The sequence below is a fragment of the Streptomyces sp. DT2A-34 genome, assembly GCF_030499515.1.
In the GTDB taxonomy this organism is placed as follows: domain Bacteria; phylum Actinomycetota; class Actinomycetes; order Streptomycetales; family Streptomycetaceae; genus Streptomyces.
This window is the reverse complement of record NZ_JASTWJ010000001.1, coordinates 6048069-6064225: the sequence shown is the minus strand read 5'-3', so window position 1 is coordinate 6064225 and position 16157 is coordinate 6048069. Positions and strand designations below refer to the sequence as shown.

At 70.1% G+C, this 16157-nt stretch carries 17 protein-coding genes; 8 read left to right on the top strand and 9 right to left on the bottom strand.

Going from position 1 to position 16157, the window contains the following annotated elements; translation table 11 throughout:
• Positions 1 to 26 precede the first annotated feature (26 nt).
• Positions 27 to 1184: an acyl-CoA dehydrogenase gene (locus QQM39_RS27260; RefSeq protein ID WP_302000185.1), complete on the bottom strand. Its 1158-nt coding sequence runs from the start codon at positions 1182 to 1184 to the stop codon at positions 27 to 29.
• A gap of 218 nt (positions 1185 to 1402) precedes the next feature.
• On the opposite strand from QQM39_RS27260, the gene QQM39_RS27255 reads away from it, so the two are divergent.
• The 3 genes from QQM39_RS27255 to QQM39_RS27245 all read left to right on the top strand — a co-directional run bounded on the left by QQM39_RS27255 (position 1403) and on the right by QQM39_RS27245 (position 5068).
• Positions 1403 to 2746 carry a UDP-glucose/GDP-mannose dehydrogenase family protein gene (locus tag QQM39_RS27255; protein WP_302000184.1) on the top strand — a complete coding sequence of 448 codons (1344 nt, stop codon included), beginning with the start codon at positions 1403 to 1405 and terminating at the stop codon, positions 2744 to 2746.
• Between the two features lie 375 nt (positions 2747 to 3121).
• Positions 3122 to 3706, top strand: a complete 585-nt coding sequence (locus tag QQM39_RS27250) for a hypothetical protein (protein WP_302000183.1) — start codon at positions 3122 to 3124, stop codon at positions 3704 to 3706.
• Between the two features lie 642 nt (positions 3707 to 4348).
• The gene (locus QQM39_RS27245; protein ID WP_302000182.1) at positions 4349 to 5068 is read left to right on the top strand and encodes a plastocyanin/azurin family copper-binding protein; all 720 of its coding nucleotides are present in this window, start codon (positions 4349 to 4351) and stop codon (positions 5066 to 5068) included.
• Between the two features lie 101 nt (positions 5069 to 5169).
• Here the strand turns inward: QQM39_RS27245 and QQM39_RS27240 are convergent, their stop codons facing one another.
• On the bottom strand, positions 5170 to 5670 hold the full coding sequence (locus QQM39_RS27240; RefSeq protein WP_302000181.1) for a CGNR zinc finger domain-containing protein: 501 nt from the start codon (positions 5668 to 5670) through the stop codon (positions 5170 to 5172).
• Positions 5671 to 5786: 116 nt separating this feature from the next.
• Here QQM39_RS27240 and QQM39_RS27235 point away from each other — a divergent pair, with 116 nt between their 5' ends.
• Positions 5787 to 6146 (top strand): VOC family protein, encoded by a 360-nt coding sequence (locus QQM39_RS27235; protein WP_302000180.1) that lies wholly within the window; start codon positions 5787 to 5789, stop codon positions 6144 to 6146.
• Positions 6147 to 6180: 34 nt separating this feature from the next.
• Positions 6181 to 6567, top strand: a complete 387-nt coding sequence (locus QQM39_RS27230) for a VOC family protein (RefSeq protein WP_302000179.1) — start codon at positions 6181 to 6183, stop codon at positions 6565 to 6567.
• Between the two features lie 21 nt (positions 6568 to 6588).
• Here QQM39_RS27230 and QQM39_RS27225 read toward each other — a convergent pair whose 3' ends face one another.
• The gene (locus tag QQM39_RS27225; protein WP_302000178.1) at positions 6589 to 6714 is read right to left on the bottom strand and encodes a hypothetical protein; all 126 of its coding nucleotides are present in this window, start codon (positions 6712 to 6714) and stop codon (positions 6589 to 6591) included.
• Positions 6715 to 6734: 20 nt separating this feature from the next.
• The gene (locus tag QQM39_RS27220) at positions 6735 to 7094 is read right to left on the bottom strand and encodes a MerR family transcriptional regulator (RefSeq protein ID WP_302000177.1); all 360 of its coding nucleotides are present in this window, start codon (positions 7092 to 7094) and stop codon (positions 6735 to 6737) included.
• A gap of 69 nt (positions 7095 to 7163) precedes the next feature.
• Between QQM39_RS27220 and QQM39_RS27215 the strand changes: the two genes are divergently transcribed.
• The gene (locus tag QQM39_RS27215) at positions 7164 to 8294 is read left to right on the top strand and encodes an alkene reductase (protein WP_302000176.1); all 1131 of its coding nucleotides are present in this window, start codon (positions 7164 to 7166) and stop codon (positions 8292 to 8294) included.
• Here QQM39_RS27215 and QQM39_RS27210 read toward each other — a convergent pair.
• The 3 genes from QQM39_RS27210 to QQM39_RS27200 are packed head-to-tail and all read right to left on the bottom strand — an operon-like array spanning position 8243 to position 11123.
• A complete protein-coding gene (locus QQM39_RS27210; RefSeq protein WP_302000175.1) occupies positions 8243 to 9433 on the bottom strand; it encodes a dipeptidase in 1191 nt (396 codons plus the stop codon). The genes QQM39_RS27215 and QQM39_RS27210 overlap by 52 nt on opposite strands.
• Positions 9434 to 9438: 5 nt before the next feature.
• Positions 9439 to 9966: a 5-(carboxyamino)imidazole ribonucleotide mutase gene (gene purE / locus QQM39_RS27205; RefSeq protein ID WP_302000174.1), complete on the bottom strand. Its 528-nt coding sequence runs from the start codon at positions 9964 to 9966 to the stop codon at positions 9439 to 9441.
• Complete coding sequence (locus tag QQM39_RS27200) at positions 9963 to 11123, bottom strand: 5-(carboxyamino)imidazole ribonucleotide synthase (protein WP_302000173.1); 1161 nt, start codon at positions 11121 to 11123, stop codon at positions 9963 to 9965. Before QQM39_RS27200 ends, purE begins: the two co-directional genes overlap by 4 nt.
• Positions 11124 to 11298: 175 nt before the next feature.
• On the opposite strand from QQM39_RS27200, the gene QQM39_RS27195 reads away from it, so the two are divergent.
• Positions 11299 to 11859 carry a GtrA family protein gene (locus QQM39_RS27195; protein ID WP_302000172.1) on the top strand — a complete coding sequence of 187 codons (561 nt, stop codon included), beginning with the start codon at positions 11299 to 11301 and terminating at the stop codon, positions 11857 to 11859.
• Between the two features lie 142 nt (positions 11860 to 12001).
• Here the strand turns inward: QQM39_RS27195 and QQM39_RS27190 are convergent, their stop codons facing one another.
• On the bottom strand, positions 12002 to 13276 hold the full coding sequence (locus tag QQM39_RS27190) for an ATP-binding protein (RefSeq protein WP_302000171.1): 1275 nt from the start codon (positions 13274 to 13276) through the stop codon (positions 12002 to 12004).
• A 159-nt stretch (positions 13277 to 13435) separates the two neighbouring features.
• Entirely contained in the window at positions 13436 to 14113 is a 678-nt protein-coding gene (locus QQM39_RS27185; RefSeq protein ID WP_302000170.1) for a response regulator transcription factor, read from the bottom strand.
• 485 nt (positions 14114 to 14598) lie between these two features.
• Here QQM39_RS27185 and QQM39_RS27180 point away from each other — a divergent pair, with 485 nt between their 5' ends.
• Entirely contained in the window at positions 14599 to 16104 is a 1506-nt protein-coding gene (locus tag QQM39_RS27180; RefSeq protein WP_302000169.1) for a peptide MFS transporter, read from the top strand.
• The last annotated feature ends 53 nt before the right edge of the window (positions 16105 to 16157 follow it).

Here is a 16157-nt window from a genome sequence, read left to right as displayed (position 1 = left end):
ACCACCTTTGACCTGCAAAAACCCTGCTAGGGGAGGTTCCTCGCCATAACGATCCGCTGGACTTGGTTCGTGCCCTCATAAATCTGCGTGATCTTGGCGTCGCGCATCATCCGCTCCACCGGGTAGTCACGGGTGTAGCCGTAGCCACCGAGCAGCTGGACGGCGTCAGTGGTGACCTCCATCGCCACGTCGGACGCGAAGCACTTGGCGGCGGCGCCGAGGTAGGTGAGGTCGGCGTCGCCGCGCTCGGAGGCGGCGGCGGCCTGGTAGGTCAGGGCGCGGGCGGCCGAGATCTTCATGGCCATGTCGGCGAGCATGAACTGGATGCCCTGGAAGTCGGCGATCGGCTTGCCGAACTGCTTGCGCTCCTGGACATAGCCCTTGGCGTAGTCCAGGGCGCCCTGGGCGATGCCCAGGGCCTGCGCGGCGATCGTGATGCGGGTGTGGTCCAGCGTCTTCATCGCCGTGGCGAAGCCGGTGCCCTCCTCGCCGATCATGCGGTCCGCCGGGATGCGAACGTTGTCCAGGTAGACCTCGCGGGTCGGGGAGCCCTTGATGCCGAGCTTCTTCTCGGGGGCGCCGAAGGAGACGCCCTCGTCCGACTTCTCGACGACGAAGGCCGATATGCCCTTCGAGCGCTTGGCGGGGTCGGTGACCGCCATCACCGTGTAGTACTCGGAGACGCCGGCGTTGGTGATCCAGCGCTTCACGCCGTTCAGGACGTAGTGGTCGCCGTCGCGGACCGCCTTCGTCTTCATGCCGGCGGCGTCGGAACCCGCGTCCGGCTCGGAGAGGCAGTACGAGAACATGCCGTCGCCCTTGGCGAGCGGGGTCATGTACCGCTTCTTGAGGTCCTCGGAGCCGGAGAGGATCACCGGGAGCGAGCCCAGCTTGTTCACCGCGGGGATGAGGGAGGAGGACGCGCAGACGCGGGACACCTCCTCGATCACGATCACCGTGGCGAGGGCGTCCGCGCCCGCGCCGCCGTACTCCTCCGGCACGTGCACCGCGTGCAGGTCATTGGCGACCAGTGCGTCCAGCGCCTCCTGCGGGAAGCGGGCCTCCTCGTCCACCGCGGCAGCGTGCGGCGCGATCTTCGCCTCGGCCAGCGAGCGGATCGCGTCGCGGAGCATGTCGTGCTCCTCGGACGGGCGGTACAGGTCGAAGTCAGCCGATCCGGCCAAGGTCTCTCACGCTCCAGGGACGCTGTGTGGTCTAGCGGATGCTGTGTGGTCTAAGTGCACTGCTGGCGCTAATTACCGTTAAGTAACTCAAATTTTAGGGGGCCGCTCACGGGAGTGATACGTGAGCTTGGCGACAGCGGGAAAGTTGCCCGTCGAACGGCCCGACTATGCTCGGGGCCGCATCACCGCCGGACTTCCGTAGACCTCTGGAGTACCCCATGGCCCTCAAGATCACCGTGATCGGCACCGGTTATCTCGGCGCGACGCACGCCGCGGCCATGGCCGAGCTCGGCTTCGAGGTGCTGGGGCTCGATGTCGTGCCCGAGAAGATCGAGATGCTGCGGCGCGGCGAGGTCCCGATGTACGAGCCGGGACTGGAGGAGCTGCTGCGCAAGCACGTGGCCGGGATCGAGGGGTCGACCGGTCGGCTGCGGTTCACGATGGACTGGGCCGAGGTCGGGGCGTTCGGCGATGTGCACTTCGTGTGCGTGAACACGCCTCAGCGGCACGGCGAGTACGCCTGCGACATGTCGTACGTCGAGCGGGCCTTCGAGTCGCTCGCCCCGCACCTCACCGGCCCCGCCCTCGTCGTCGGCAAGTCCACCGTCCCCGTCGGCTCCGCCGACCGCCTCGCCGCCTACCTCGCCGCGCACGCGCCGGCCGGTGAGGACGCCGAGCTGGCCTGGAACCCGGAGTTCCTGCGCGAGGGCTTCGCCGTCGACGACACGCTGCACCCGGACCGGATCGTGGTCGGCGTGCGCAGCGAGCGGGCCGAGAAGCTGCTGCGCGAGGTGTACGCGACGCCGATCGCCGCCGGCTCCCCCTTCGTCGTCACCGACTTCCCCACCGCCGAGCTGGTCAAGACGTCCGCCAACTCCTTCCTCGCCACCAAGATCTCCTTCATCAACGCGATGGCGGAGGTGTGCGAGGCCGCCGACGGCGATGTCGCCAAGCTCGCGGAGGCGATCGGGTACGACGACCGGATCGGCAAGAAGTTCCTGCGGGCCGGGATCGGCTTCGGCGGCGGCTGCCTGCCCAAGGACATCCGCGCCTTCATGGCCCGGGCCGGTGAGTTGGGCGCCGACCAGGCGCTGACCTTCCTGCGCGAGATCGACTCGATCAACATGCGCCAGCGTGGCCAGATGGTGGAGCTCGCCCGGCAGGCGCTGGGCGGCGGCCCCTTCCTGGGCAAGCGGGTCGCCGTGCTCGGCGCCACCTTCAAGCCCGACTCGGACGACGTCCGGGACTCGCCCGCGCTGAACGTCGCCGGGCAGATCCACCTCCAGGGCGGCCAGGTCACGGTGTACGACCCCAAGGGCATGGACAACGCCCGCCGCCTCTTCCCGACCCTCGGCTACGCCGACAGCGCGATCGACGCCGTACGGGGCGCCGACGTCGTACTGCATCTGACGGAATGGCGGGAATTCCGCGAGTTGGACCCGGCGGCGCTGGGCGATGTCGCGGCGGCTCGGGTCATTCTGGACGGGCGCAATGCCCTGGACCCGGAGTTGTGGCGGAAGGCCGACTGGACTTATCGGGCGATGGGGCGGCCGACGGCCTGAGAAAGGGCGGACCGTTCGCGCGGGCCGTCCGGGCAAGGGAATCGTGCTCGGGCGGCCTTCCCCATGGGGGACGGGCCCCCGGGCGCCCGGGGCCCGCCCATGGCAGACCTGCACAACGGGCATATGGCGTTCTCTTTGAAATCCCCACGCGGCTGCGAATTCTATTCGAGTAGCGTGTGGGAAGAGAAATGTTCGCACACTAATTCTTCACAGCCGCATTGCGCGGAATAGTAACGGTCTCACCCGGTCTCACAGCGGGGGTCCCGTCGAAAGAGAGGCGCCGCAACAGGCGTTTTAACTGACGCGTAGCCGCACGGAATTCGCGCGCCACTCCACTGGTCGTCGTTCGCTGGTTTTGAACAGACCATGCCAGGAGTGACCATCCCCCTGTTCCGCCGGGCCCTGTGGCCGCACGACCACCGTGACGAACTGGTCGCGGGAGCGCTCGTCGGTGCCGTGGTGGTCGTACTCGGATACGCGTCGGGCATCGGCGCCCCGGCCGCCTCCTCAACCCCGAGCGCCGCACCGCCCGCGGCCACGACACCGGCCACTCCGGCCGAGTCCGCCCCGCCGGCAGCTCCTGGGGGCACCGCGGGAGGCATCCCGGGCGATCAGCCGGGCACCAGGGGGCTGCCGGTCACCGGCGGCACCGGCGTCTTCTATCCCGGCGGCACGGGCGAGGACCACGCGGGCCACACGGGCGACTCCAGCCACCCCGGACACGGCGCCTCCCCCATCCCGCCCGGTTCGGAGCCCACGCCCGCCACCGAGGGCGGCGGCACGATCCTCGACGACACGCTCAGCGTGTTGCTGAACCACATCAACAAGGCGCACCTGGAGGAGTCGCCCGGGCAGCAGGTCGCCGATCTGCTGAACGCCGACGGCTACGTGAAGATGCACACGGTCTGGGCCGGGCAGCTGCTCGCCCCCACCGAGGACTTCCTCACCAACAGCTGCTGACACCGCCCGCGCGGAAGACGGACGCCGGTCCGGCCGAGGCTCAGTCGGCCGGACCGGCGCTCCCCCATTGTCCCCGTCACCGCCGCCCTTCCGGAACCGCTTCCCAAGGAGACCGGGATGACAACCGTCACCCTGCCCAGCAACCCGACCCCGCCCGGGGCCCCCGGCTCGCCCCCCCCTGGCTGCCCCTGCCCGGCCGCTACACCGTGGCCCCCGGCCGCTCGCTCGTCGAACTCACCGCGCTGTGCGGCCCGTTGCCGCTCCGACGCCGCCGCCTCGCCCTCACGGTGGCCTCGCTCACCGTCCCCGAGACCGACGAACACCCCACCTTCCGCTTCGAGTTCGACGACGCCCACCTCAAGGGTGCCCTCAGTGCCCTCAGCCTCGACCACGTCCACGCCACCGCCCACGAGGGCACCGGTACCACGGTCCAGCTGACCGGCGACCTCGGCATCGACCGCACCGACGGCGCCGACTTCCCCGCGCTGCTACGGCTGCGGTCGTCGAGCGGTCCGACGACCGGCTGCTCGTGGTGGGCACCGCCCGGCTGCCGTACCGGCTGCTGCGCCGCGCCACCGGCTTCCGGTTCGACCGGGTGCGGCCCACCACCCTGCTGCGGCTGCTGGTCGCCGGGGAGTTCGCGTGAGGGCGGCACGGCGAGCGGTCCAGGGGACCGTCCTCGCCCTGGCCGTACCGTCGGTCCTGTCCGTCCTGGTCGGGCTGCTGCTCGTGCTGCCGGCCGGCCGGGCCTCGGCGGCGACGTACCGGGTTGCCATGAGCGGGCACGCGTTCAGCCCCGCGACCCTGACCGTCACCGCCGGTTCCACGGTCACCTGGACCAACCAGGACACCGCCTCGCACGACGCGAAGACCACGTCGGCTCCGGCCGCCTTCCACTCCCCCATGCTGAACAAGGGCGGAAGCTGGAGCTTCACCTTCACCACGCCGGGGACGTGCGCCTACTACCGCACCGTCCACCCGAACATGACCGCCCGGATCGTGGTCGAGGCGGCAGCACCGGCACCGACGCACGACCACTCGGGTACGGGGTCATCGACGGGACAACACACGTCCGGTCATCACGCGAGCCAACCGAGTCGTACAGCGGCAACACGCTCACCGACCCCCTCGCCCGCACGGTCCATACCGTCACCGTCGCACCAGGCCGCTGCACAGTCCCCGGCACCGTCATCCACGCCGACGGCCACCCCATCCCCAGCACCGCAAGCCCAGATCGCCGCCTCGCCAACCCGCCGACTGGATCCCTTGCTGGTCCTGACCGGGATAGTGGCAGGGGTCTCGGTCCTGTGCCTTCTGCTGGTGGGCTCAAGGGCGTCCCGGCCCCGCGAAGAGGAGACCTGACGGCAGCGCCCCTGAAGTGGCGCGGGGAACTGCGCGACCAGCCCCAACGGCGCCGCACCCGCCAGACGGCACAACCCGGCACCCCAGCGGGCGTCATGGCGTCACTTGGCCCGATACCGCCGCATCTTCGCCCGCGCCCCACACACCTGCATGGAGCACCACCGACCACGGCCCCCCGGGCTGCGGTCGTAGTACGCCCAGTGACAGTCGACGGCCTCGCAGGCCTTCAGCCGGTTCCAGGTGCCCTCGACCAGGGCCCGGGCGATCGCCGCCGCCACCCGCGAGGCCAACGGCCCCTCCTCGGCCGGGGCGAGTGTCGCCGAACCGTCACCCGCGTCCACCGCGACCACCAGCGGGCCCGCCGCCAGCAGCTCACCCAGCGGCGTCACGGCACGATGCGGCGGATGCCCCGCGTGCGCGAGCAGAGCCACCCGCAGGGACTCGCGCAGCTCCCGCGCTCCAGGTATGTCCTCCTCGGCCAGCCCGAAGCGTGCCCGGCCCTCCGCCGTGTCCAGCGAGTCGGCACCCGACTCGATGTCCAGCGTGTTGACCAGGGACTCGACCAGCTCCAGGCCCCCGGGCGCGGGCGATCTCTCACTCATGGCTGCACGCTACCTCCCGTTTCCCCTTGCGACGTTACCGCCAATGATGCAGTATGCAGTAACGGAGTTACCCTCTACAGAGCTGTAGGGGTAACCAAGACTTCGAGGAGGAAGTCATGGCCATCGCCGAACTGGGCGCCGTCGTCCTGGACTGTCCCGACCCCCGTGCCCTCGCTGACTTCTACGCGCGCGTGCTCGGCGGAAACGTCGAGGGCGAAGGAGACTGGGTGGACCTGAAGGTGCCCGGCGGGCAGTCGCTGGCGTTCCAGGCCGTCCCCGGGTTCGTACCGCCGCAGTGGCCGGCGCCCGATCACTCGCAGCAGTTCCATCTGGACCTGACCGTCGCGGACCTGGACGCGGCCGAGGAAGGCGTACTGGCACTGGGGGCGAAGCCGCTGGACGCCGAGGACCGTTCGCGGACCTTCCGGGTTTACGCGGATCCGGCCGGGCACCCGTTCTGTCTGTGCGCCTGCTGATCACACCCTGACCGACTGACCACCGGGAGGACCCATGGCACCCATCGCCCGCCTGTACACCGTCGCCATCGACTGCCCCGACCCGCGCGCCCTCGCCCGCTTCTACGCCGACGTCGGCGGCGGGACACCCGAGGACGACGACCCCGACTGGGTCGTCCTGCAGATCCCGGACGGGCCACGGCTCGCCTTCCAGCCGGCGCCCGGGTACACCCCGCCGGAGTGGCCGCGGGCCGACCGCAACTCGCAGCAGTTCCACCTCGACTTCGACGCCGGGTCCACCTGGGAGGAGGTCGACGCGGCTGAGGAGAAGGTGCTGAAGCTGGGGGCGCGGTTGCTGCACGCCGACGACAAGGAGGACTGGCGGGTCTACGCCGATCCGGCGGGCCATCCGTTCTGCCTCTGCCGGATCGAGCACCCGTGATCTGGCCTCGCTGACGGCTGGCTACCCGTCCGACTCGGCGCTCTTCACCGTCGACGGCTCGCTCCCGGCGCCGCCGTGCCCCCGGGCCGTGAAGTCGGCTTCGCGCAGGACGCGCTGGACGTTGCCCAGGTCAGCAGTGGTCTGCAACGGCGGGCTGTCGCGGGCGGTCAGCTTTCCCGCGCCGCCTCGATCACCTCGTTCAGGGTCTCCCTGGAGCGGACGAGGTCGGCGATCAGGCGGTCGATGCGGTCGCGTTCGGCGGTGAGGTCCTCGACCAGCCGGGGCGTGGCGACGGCGGAGGGGCCGCCGTCGGCGTCCCGCATGCAGGGCAGCAACTGCACGATCCGGCTGCTGTGCAGCCCGGCGGCGAACAGCTCCTGGATCCGGACGACCCGGTCCACGGCCGCCTCGGGGTAGTCGCGGTGCCCGCCCGGGGTGCGCTCGGCGCGCAGCAGGCCCTGGGTCTCGTAGTAGCGCAGCGACCGCTCACTCACGCCGGTGCGCCGGGCGAGTTCCCCGATCCGCATCTCCGCCTCCGCCTCCGTCGACTGCCCGGACTTGAATCTGACACTGATGTCAGGTTTTAGCGTACGGGCATGACGCAGACGACGGATCTCCTGGCACCGGCCCGGCTCGGCCGGCTCTCACTTCCCCACCACCTGGTGATGGCACCGCTCACCCGCAACCGCGCGGCGGCGGACGGCACCCCGACCGACCTCATGGTCACCCACTACACCCAGCGCACCACGGCCGGTCTGATCATCGGCGAGGCCTCGACACCGAACGCGGTCGGGCAGACGTACCCGAACATCACCGCGATCCACACCGACCGGCACCTGGCCGGGTGGCGGCGGGTGACCGAGGCCGTGCGGGAGGGCGGCGGGCGGATGTTCCTGCAGCTCCAGCACGGCGGGCGGGTCAGCCATCCGGAGACCACCGGCCTGACGCCCGTCGCGCCCTCCCCCGTGCCGCTGCCGGAGAAGATCTTCACGCCGCGCGGGCACCTGCCGGCCGTCGTCCCCCGGGAGATGACGGTCGACGACATCCGGGCCACCGTCGCCGACTTCGCCGCGGCCGCCCGCCGGGCCGTCGACGCGGGCTTCGAGGGAGTCGAGGTGCACTCGGCCAACGGGCATCTGCTGCACCAGTTCCTCGCCGGGAACACCAACCGCAGGACGGACGGATACGGCGGGCCGGCGGAGCGGCGGGGGCGCTTCACGGCGGAGGTGACCGAGGCTGTCGCCGATGCGATCGGCGCCGACCGGGTGGGGGTGCGGATCTCCCCGGGAAACACCGTCAACGGCATCGAGGAGTTCGACACCGACGTCCTCTACCCGGCGCTGGTGGCCCGGCTGCGGGCTCTGGACCTGGCCTACCTGCACCTCGTGCACGCCGACCCGGGCACGGCGGTCTACCGGAGGATCCGCGCGGACTGGCCGGGCGTCCTGATCGGCAACCCGGTACTGCCCGACCTCACCACCGAGGGCGTCACCCGGGCCGCGGCCGGCATGCTGGCCGCCGGGGCCGATCTGGTCGCCCTCGGCAGGCCGTTCCTCGCCAACCCGGACCTGGTCACCCGCCTGCGCCTCGGCGCACCGCTCAACCCTGTCCGGGACCGGTACCTGATGTACACGGGCGGGGCGACCGGTTACACCGACTACCCCGCCCTCGACGATCAGCCGTCCAGCGCCTCGATGGTCGCGTTGGACGGCCCCCGCGTCGCCTGAAGGTCGCGCGCCACGTCCTCCGCCGCGCCCAGCACCCGTACGGCGTTCTGCCAGGTGAGCTTGGCCAGGTCGGTCTTCGACCAGCCGCGGTCCAGGAGTTCGGCGATGAGGTTGGGGTAGCCGGAGACGTCGCCCAGGCCGTCAGGGGTGAAGGCGGTGCCGTCGTAGTCGCCGCCGATGCCGATGTGGTCCACCCCGGCCACGTCACGCATGTGGTCCAGATGGTCGGCGACCGTGGACACCGTGGCGATCGGGCGCGGGTTGCTCTCCTCGAAGGCGCGGTGCACCTTCATCGCCTCGGCGGTCGTGTCGAGGTGGTGGAACCCGTGGGCGCGCATGTTCTCGTCGGCCGCGGCCGTCCAGTCCACGGCCGCCTGGAGCACGAACTTCGGTACGAACGTCACCATCGCGACGCCGCCGTTCCCGGGGAGGCGTTCGAGGACGTCGTCGGGGATGTTGCGCGGGTGGTCGCACACCGCGCGGGAGGAGGAGTGGGAGAAGATCACGGGGGCCGACGTGGCGTCCAGCGCGTCGCGCATCGTCGTCGCCGCCACGTGCGAGAGGTCCACGAGCATGCCCTCGCGGTTCATCTCCCGGACGACCTCGCGGCCGAAGGCCGACAGACCGCCCACCCCGGGCTCGTCCGTCGCCGAGTCGGCCCACGCGATGTTGTCGTTGTGGGTGAGGGTCATGTAGCGGACACCGAGCGCGTACAACGCCCGCAACGTGGCAAGCGAGTTGGCGATGGAGTGACCGCCCTCGGCACCCATCAGGGAAGCGATACGGCCCTCGGCGCGGACGGCTTCCATGTCCGCCGCCGTCAGCGCGGAGCGCAGGTCGTCCGGGTAACGCGCCAGCAACTGCCGTACGCAGTCGATCTGTTCGAGGGTGGCGCTGACCGCCTTGTCACCGGCGTAGTCCGAGCGGACGTACACCGACCAGAACTGCGCGCCCACGCCGCCCGCGCGCAGGCGCGGGATGTCGGTGTGCAGGTGGGCGCCCTGGTGGGCGGCGATGTCGCGGGCGTCGAGGTCGTAGCGGACCTGTGCGCGCAGGGCCCACGGGAGGTCGTTGTGGCCGTCGACGACCGGGAACTCGCGCAGGAGTTCCCGGGCCGCCTCCGACGAGGCGGGGGTCATCGCCGTCACTTCCCCGAGCCGAAGCCGAAGCCGCTCGCGCCCTCTACCTTGGCGCGCAGGCGCTTGCCCTTCTCGGTGGCCTGGTCGTTCAGGTCCTGCTGGAACTCCCGCATCTTCTGCAGCAGGTCCTCGTCGTGGGTGGCGAGGATGCGGGCGGCGAGCAGACCGGCGTTGCGGGCGCCGGCGACCGAGACGGTGGCCACGGGCACGCCGGCCGGCATCTGCACGATCGAGAGCAGGGAGTCCATGCCGTCGAGGTACTTCAGCGGCACCGGGACGCCGATGACCGGCAGGGGCGTGACCGAGGCGAGCATGCCGGGGAGGTGAGCGGCCCCGCCGGCACCGGCGATGATCGCCTTCAGGCCGCGCTCGGCCGCCTGCTCACCGTAGGTGACCATCTCGCGCGGCATCCGGTGCGCGGAGACGACGTCGACCTCGTACTCGATCTCGAACTCGTCGAGGGCCTTGGCCGCCGCCTCCATGACGGGCCAGTCGGAGTCCGACCCCATGACGATGCCAACAACAGGGCTCATTCGGTGATCGTGCCTCTCAGGTAGCCGGCAGCGTGACGGGCGCGCTCCAGCACGTCGTCGAGGTCGTCGCCGTAGGTGTTGACATGACCGACCTTGCGGCCGGGCTTCACGTCCTTGCCGTACATGTGGATCTTGAGCTTGGGGTCGCGGGCCATGCAGTGCAGGTACGCGGAGTACATGTCGGGGTAGTCGCCGCCGAGGACGTTGACCATGACGGTCCACTTGGCGCGCGGGCGCGGGTCGCCGAGGGGGAGGTCGAGGACCGCGCGGACGTGGTTGGCGAACTGGCTGGTGATCGCGCCGTCCTGGGTCCAGTGGCCCGAGTTGTGCGGGCGCATCGCCAGCTCGTTGACGAGGATGCGGCCGTCGCGGGTCTGGAACAGCTCGACGGCGAGGTGGCCGACGACGCCGAGTTCCTTGGCGATGGTGAGGGCCATCTCCTCGGCCTTGAGGGCGAGGGCCCGGTCGAGGTCGGGGGCGGGGGCGATGACGGTGTCGCAGACGCCGTTGACCTGCCGGGACTCCACCACCGGGTAGGCGACGGCCTGGCCGTGCGGGGAGCGTACGACGTTCGCCGCGAGCTCCCGTACGAAGTCGACCTTCTCCTCGGCGAGCACGGGCACGCCGGCGCGGAACGGCTCGGCGGCCTCCTCGACGGAGTCGACGACCCAGACGCCCTTGCCGTCGTAGCCGCCGCGGACGGTCTTCAGGACGACGGGGAAGCCGTCGCCCTCGGCTCCCTCGGAGAGGCCTTCGGCCGCGAAGGCCGCCACATCCTGTGGGTCGGTCACGAGTCTGTGCCGTGGGCACGGCACACCGATCGCGTCGAGCTTCACGCGCATCACGCCCTTGTCCTGGGCGTGCACGAGTGCGTCGGGGCCCGGGCGGACGGGGATGCCGTCCGCCTCCAGAGCCCTGAGGTGCTCGGTGGGTACGTGTTCGTGATCGAAAGTGATCACATCGCAGCCCCTCGCGAAGTCGCGCAGCGTGTCGAGATCGCGATAGTCGCCGATGACGACATCGCTCACGACCTGCGCCGCGGAATCCTGAGGGGTGTCACTGAGGAGCTTGAACCTGATGCCCAGCGGGATGCCTGCCTCGTGTGTCATACGAGCGAGCTGGCCCCCGCCGACCATGCCGACTACCGGGAACGTCACGCCCCTAGGGTATCGGCCGCGTGAGGGCGACCCTCTTACCGGTCTTTTCCAGGTCTCTTCCCGACCTGTCTCCCGACCTATGAGTTCGCCCACAGGCAATCGAGGAGGGGGGTGGTTAGCATGGCTGGGTTGACGATACCGACCGACAAACCGACCGACAGGAGCCTTCACGACCATGGGACGTGGTTCCTCGGGGCTTCATGCGGCGCCTCCAGTACCTCGCAGTGCGGTGCGGCAACGCTTTGACCGGCTGATGCGTGAGGTCGCCAAGTTCGGCGCGGTGGGTGGAGCGGGGCTGCTGGTCAATCTCCTCGTGTTCAACCTGGTGCGGCATGTGACCGACCTCCAGGTGGTGCGGGCCAGTGTCATCGCGACCGTCGTCGCGATCGTGTTCAACTACGTCGGGTTCCGCTACTTCACGTACCGGGACCGTGACAAGAGTCGGCGTACGAAGGAACTGGGGCTGTTCCTGCTGTTCAGCGTGGTCGGTCTCGTGATCGAGAACGGTGTGCTGTACGCGGCGACGTACGGGTTCGGCTGGGACAGTCCGCTGCAGAGCAACATCTTCAAGTTCCTCGGCATCGGTATCGCGACGCTGTTCCGGTTCTGGTCGTACCGGACGTGGGTGTTCCGGGCGCTTCCTGCGGAGCAGGAGCAGGCGGTGGCCGGCGCGGAATCGTTCCTGGGGCCTCGGCCGGGGGCCGCGAAGCCGCGCGTGCGGCAGCGAGTGGGCTGAGTTTTTCGCCCCCGCCGCCCCTACCCGTCCCATCCCCAGGGGCTCCGCCCCTTCCACCCCGCTGGGGCTGCCGCCCCAGACCCCGCTTCGGCCCTGAACGGGCCTCGTCCTCAAACGCCGGACGGGCTGGAATGCCCCCCTGCTACCTGACCGTCGGCCCCGCGTCCCCCGGCTGCTTCTTCGGTGGAGGTGTGCGGGAGAGGAACAGGGCGAGTACCGGGGGGTTCGTCTGGAGCATTTCCAGGCGGCCGCCGTCCGCTTCGGCGAGGTCGCGGGCTACCGCGAGGCCGATGCCTGTGGAGTTGCGGCCGCTGATCGCGCGCTCGAAGATGCGGGCGCCGAGGTCCGCCGGGATGCCCGGGCCCTCGTCCGTGACCTCGATGACCGCCTGGTTGCCGGTGACCCGGGTGCGCAGCGCCACCGTGCCGCCGCCGTGCATGAGGGAGTTCTCGATCAGGGCCGCCAGGACCTGGGCGACCGCCCCCGGGGTGCCGACCGCCGTGAGGTGGCGTTTGCCCGAGCTGACGATCGCCCGCCCGGCGCTGCGGTACGCGGGGCGCCACTCCGCCAGCTGCTGCTGGATGACCTCGTCGAGGTCGAAGGTGACGGCGGAGCCGTTGCGCGGGTCGCGGGAGTTGGTCAGGAGGCGTTCGACCACGTCCGTGAGGCGCTCGACCTGCGTCAGGGCGATCGTCGCCTCCTCCTTCACCGTGTCGAGATCCTCGGTGAGGGTGATCTCCTCCAGGCGCATGGACAGTGCCGTGAGCGGCGTGCGCAGCTGGTGCGAGGCGTCCGCGGCCAGGCGGCGTTCCGCCGTCAGCATGCGGGCGATGCGCTCGGCGGAGGAGTCCAGCACGTCGGCCACGCGGTCCAGCTCATGGACGCCGTACCGCTTGTGACGGGGGCGGGGGTCGCCCGAGCCGAGGCGTTCCGCCGTCTCCGCCAGGTCGGTGAGCGGGGAGGCGAGACGGTTCGCCTGGCGGATCGCCAGCAGGACCGCCGCGATCACCGCCAGCAGCGCCACCGCCGCGATGATCAGCAACGTACGGCCGACCTCGCGCGTCACCGACGAACGCGGTTCCTGCACGGTGACCGTCTCGCCCTCCTCGCCCGTCTCCTCGGCGCTGATGACGTCACCGGTGGGCCGGGGGCCCACCTCGATCACCGGCTTCCCCGGGATCCGGATCTCGGCGTAACGGTCCCCCTGAATCTGCTCCCGCAGCACCGCGGCGTCCACGGTCTCGTCCCCGAGCAGCCGGCTGTCCACGATGCTGACCAGCCGCACGGCCTCGGTGTCCACCCGCTCCTGCGCGGTGCTGGTGATCGTCCGCGTCTCGACGATGACGAGGGACACACCGAACACGGCGATCACGACGAGAACGACAGCGAGGGTCGACTGGATGAGACGGCGACGCACAGGGCGATCCTTAGGGCGGTAACTTCAAAACGACCAGTACGGAGCGCCCCGACAGGGGCGCGGGGCTGCATCGACATGCGGCTCAGCCGCGTGGGCGCGACCAGCCACGACGGTCCGCAGCCGCGCACTCGCCGTAGCCCCAGGGCGGTAGGGCGCCGCCTAACTCTTCTCGAACCGGAAACCCACACCCCGCACCGTGGCGATGTACCGCGGATTCGCCGCATCGTCGCCGAGCTTCTTCCGCAGCCACGAGATGTGCATGTCGAGCGTCTTGGTTGACGACCACCAGGTCGTGTCCCAGACCTCCCGCATCAGCTGGTCCCGGGTCACCACCCGCCCCGCGTCGCGCACCAGCACCCGCAGCAGGTCGAACTCCTTGGCCGTGAGCTGGAGTTCCTCGTCGCCCATCCACGCCCGGTGCGACTCGACGTCGATCCGCACCCCGTGCGTGGCGGGCGGCTGCTGCGGCTCGGCGGCGCCGCGCCTCAGCAGGGCCCGGACCCGCGCGAGCAGCTCGGCGAGCCGGAACGGCTTGGTGACGTAGTCGTCGGCGCCCGCGTCGAGGCCGACGACGGTGTCCACCTCGTCGGCGCGTGCGGTCAGGATGAGGATCGGCACGGCGTGCGCCTCGGCACGCAGCCGGCGGGCCACCTCCAGGCCGTCCATGCCGGGCAGACCGAGGTCCAGCACGACCAGGTCGATCCCGCCCTGCATTCCAGCGTCGAGCGCGGTGGGGCCGTCCTCCCGCACCTCGACTTCGTACCCTTCCCGGCGCAGTGCGCGGGCCAGCGGCTCCGAAATGGACGCGTCGTCCTCGGCGAGCAGTACACGGGTCATGAGCTGATGGTAGTCCGCCCACGACAAGAGCTGGGGTGTGATCGGGCGCCTTGATTCTTACCCTCCTCTGGCGTGTCTCTTACCTGCGCCCCGCTGCGGTACAGACCAGCACCCGAGAGGTGCGATCCTGTAAGGACCTTGGAAACCATGCCTACGGTTCCCTCGACACCTGTGATACGTATCTCAAGTCCTTCCATATCCGGCGGTGTCCTGACGTATGGTGAATCAACGCCCGTAGCACTGCGGGGACCTTCGGCGGCACTTGACGCTGGGGGTCTCTTTTGTGTCTGCCTGGAATGACCTGTGGCCGGGCCCCCAAGGACGGGGGCGTGGATCCCGGTGGCCGCCGTCCTTCGCTCCGTGACCCGGAGCGGAACTCCCCGTGGGCGTGGGGGTGGGCGACTGTGCCCCGCCGGTGCCGGCCGCCCCCCACCGGGCGCGTGACAGTCAACGTCGGTGCGCGTCCCGACCAGCAAGGATCGACCATGGCGTCCAGCCTGACGAAGGACTCGGCCCGCCCGGGCACCCCCGGCTCCGAGAAGACCTTCTTCGGCCACCCCCGCGGACTGGCCACTCTCTTCATGACCGAGATGTGGGAGAGGTTCTCCTACTACGGCATGAAGGCGCTGCTCCCGCTGTACCTGGTGGCCGACAACGGCCTCAACCTCGACGGCGCGACCGCCATCACCATCGCCTCGGTATACGTGTCGCTGGTGTACCTGCTCACGCTCCCCGGCGGCTGGGTCGCGGACCGCATCCTCGGCCCTCGCAAGACGGTCGCCCTGGCCGGCCTGATCATCATGCTCGGCCACCTGACTCTGGCCCTGCCGTCGGCCGGCATCTTCTACGTGGGCCTCGCCCTCGTCGCGATCGGCTCGGGTCTGCTGAAGGCCAACATCTCCACGATGGTCGGCCATCTCTACGACGGCCCGAACGACCCGCGCCGCGACGGTGCCTTCACCGTCTTCTACATCGGCATCAACACCGGCGCCTTCGCCGCGCCGCTGATCATCGGCACCGTCGGCGAGAAGGTCAACTGGCACCTCGGCTTCGCCCTGGCCGCGCTCGGCATGGCGCTGGGCCTGGCCCAGTTCCTGCTCGGCACCCGCCACCTGAGCGACCGCAGCGACATCGTCCCGACCCCGATGGACGCCGACGAGAAGCGCAGCACCCTGCGCAAGGGCCTGCTGTGGCTGGCCGTCCCCGTGGTGTTCTACGGCATCGTCGGCGCCTCCGGTCACTTCACGGAGAACTGGGCCACGATCCCGCTCACGGTCATCGGCCTGATCGTCCCGATCTGGGTGATCGCCCGCATAAAGCGGGACAAGGACCTGAGCTCCACCGAGCAGTCGAAGATGTCGGCGTACATCTACTTCTTCGTCGCGGCCGCCGTCTTCTGGATGATCTACGACCAGGGCGCCACGACCCTGTCGATCTTCGCCAAGTCCTCGGCCGACAACACGGTCTTCGGCTGGGAGTTCCCGGTCTCCTGGTACCAGTCGGTCAACCCGGTCCTGATCATGGCCGTCGCGCCGCTGTTCGCCTGGCTGTGGGTGTGGCTGAACCGGCGCGGCAAGGAGCCGAGCACGGCCGTGAAGTTCGCGTCCGGTCTCCTCCTGATCGGTGCGTCCTTCTTCGTGTTCCTCATCCCGCTGTCGATCGCCGAGGACGGCCAGAAGGCCGCGGCGATGTGGATCGTGGCGATCTACTTCGTCCAGACGCTCGGTGAGCTGACGCTGTCCCCGGTGGGTCTGTCGGTCACCTCGAAGATGGCGCCGGCGAAGTACGCCTCCCAGATGATGGGCGTCTGGTTCCTCGCGGTCACCGCGGGCGACTCCGTCACCGCGCTCCTGTCCAACCCGGCCGTCGGCGGCGTCAACCTCGACAAGCGCGGCTTCGTCGCCATCGAGGCCGTCCTCGCGGTCCTCGCCGGTGTCGCGGTGTGGATGTACCGCAAGAAGGTCAAGTCGCTCATGGGCGACGTGCGGTAGCGCCTGCGGCTGGGCTGAGCGGCCGGAGGCCGTCGCACTCACGTGAGTGCGAC

Bases quoted from the DNA above. Each gene is read 5' to 3' on its own strand.
- QQM39_RS27240 (WP_302000181.1), bottom strand. From the start codon at position 5,670: ATGAGTGAGAGATCGCCCGCGCCCGGGGGCCTGGAGCTGGTCGAGTCC.
- QQM39_RS27255 (WP_302000184.1), top strand. From the start codon at position 1,403: ATGGCCCTCAAGATCACCGTGATCGGCACCGGTTATCTCGGCGCGACG.
- QQM39_RS27220 (WP_302000177.1), bottom strand. From the start codon at position 7,094: ATGCGGATCGGGGAACTCGCCCGGCGCACCGGCGTGAGTGAGCGGTCG.
- QQM39_RS27195 (WP_302000172.1), top strand. From the start codon at position 11,299: ATGGGACGTGGTTCCTCGGGGCTTCATGCGGCGCCTCCAGTACCTCGC.
- QQM39_RS27185 (WP_302000170.1), bottom strand. From the start codon at position 14,113: ATGACCCGTGTACTGCTCGCCGAGGACGACGCGTCCATTTCGGAGCCG.
- purE (WP_302000174.1), bottom strand. From the start codon at position 9,966: ATGAGCCCTGTTGTTGGCATCGTCATGGGGTCGGACTCCGACTGGCCC.
- QQM39_RS27210 (WP_302000175.1), bottom strand. From the start codon at position 9,433: ATGACCCCCGCCTCGTCGGAGGCGGCCCGGGAACTCCTGCGCGAGTTC.
- QQM39_RS27230 (WP_302000179.1), top strand. From the start codon at position 6,181: ATGGCACCCATCGCCCGCCTGTACACCGTCGCCATCGACTGCCCCGAC.
- QQM39_RS27215 (WP_302000176.1), top strand. From the start codon at position 7,164: ATGACGCAGACGACGGATCTCCTGGCACCGGCCCGGCTCGGCCGGCTC.
- QQM39_RS27180 (WP_302000169.1), top strand. From the start codon at position 14,599: ATGGCGTCCAGCCTGACGAAGGACTCGGCCCGCCCGGGCACCCCCGGC.
- QQM39_RS27235 (WP_302000180.1), top strand. From the start codon at position 5,787: ATGGCCATCGCCGAACTGGGCGCCGTCGTCCTGGACTGTCCCGACCCC.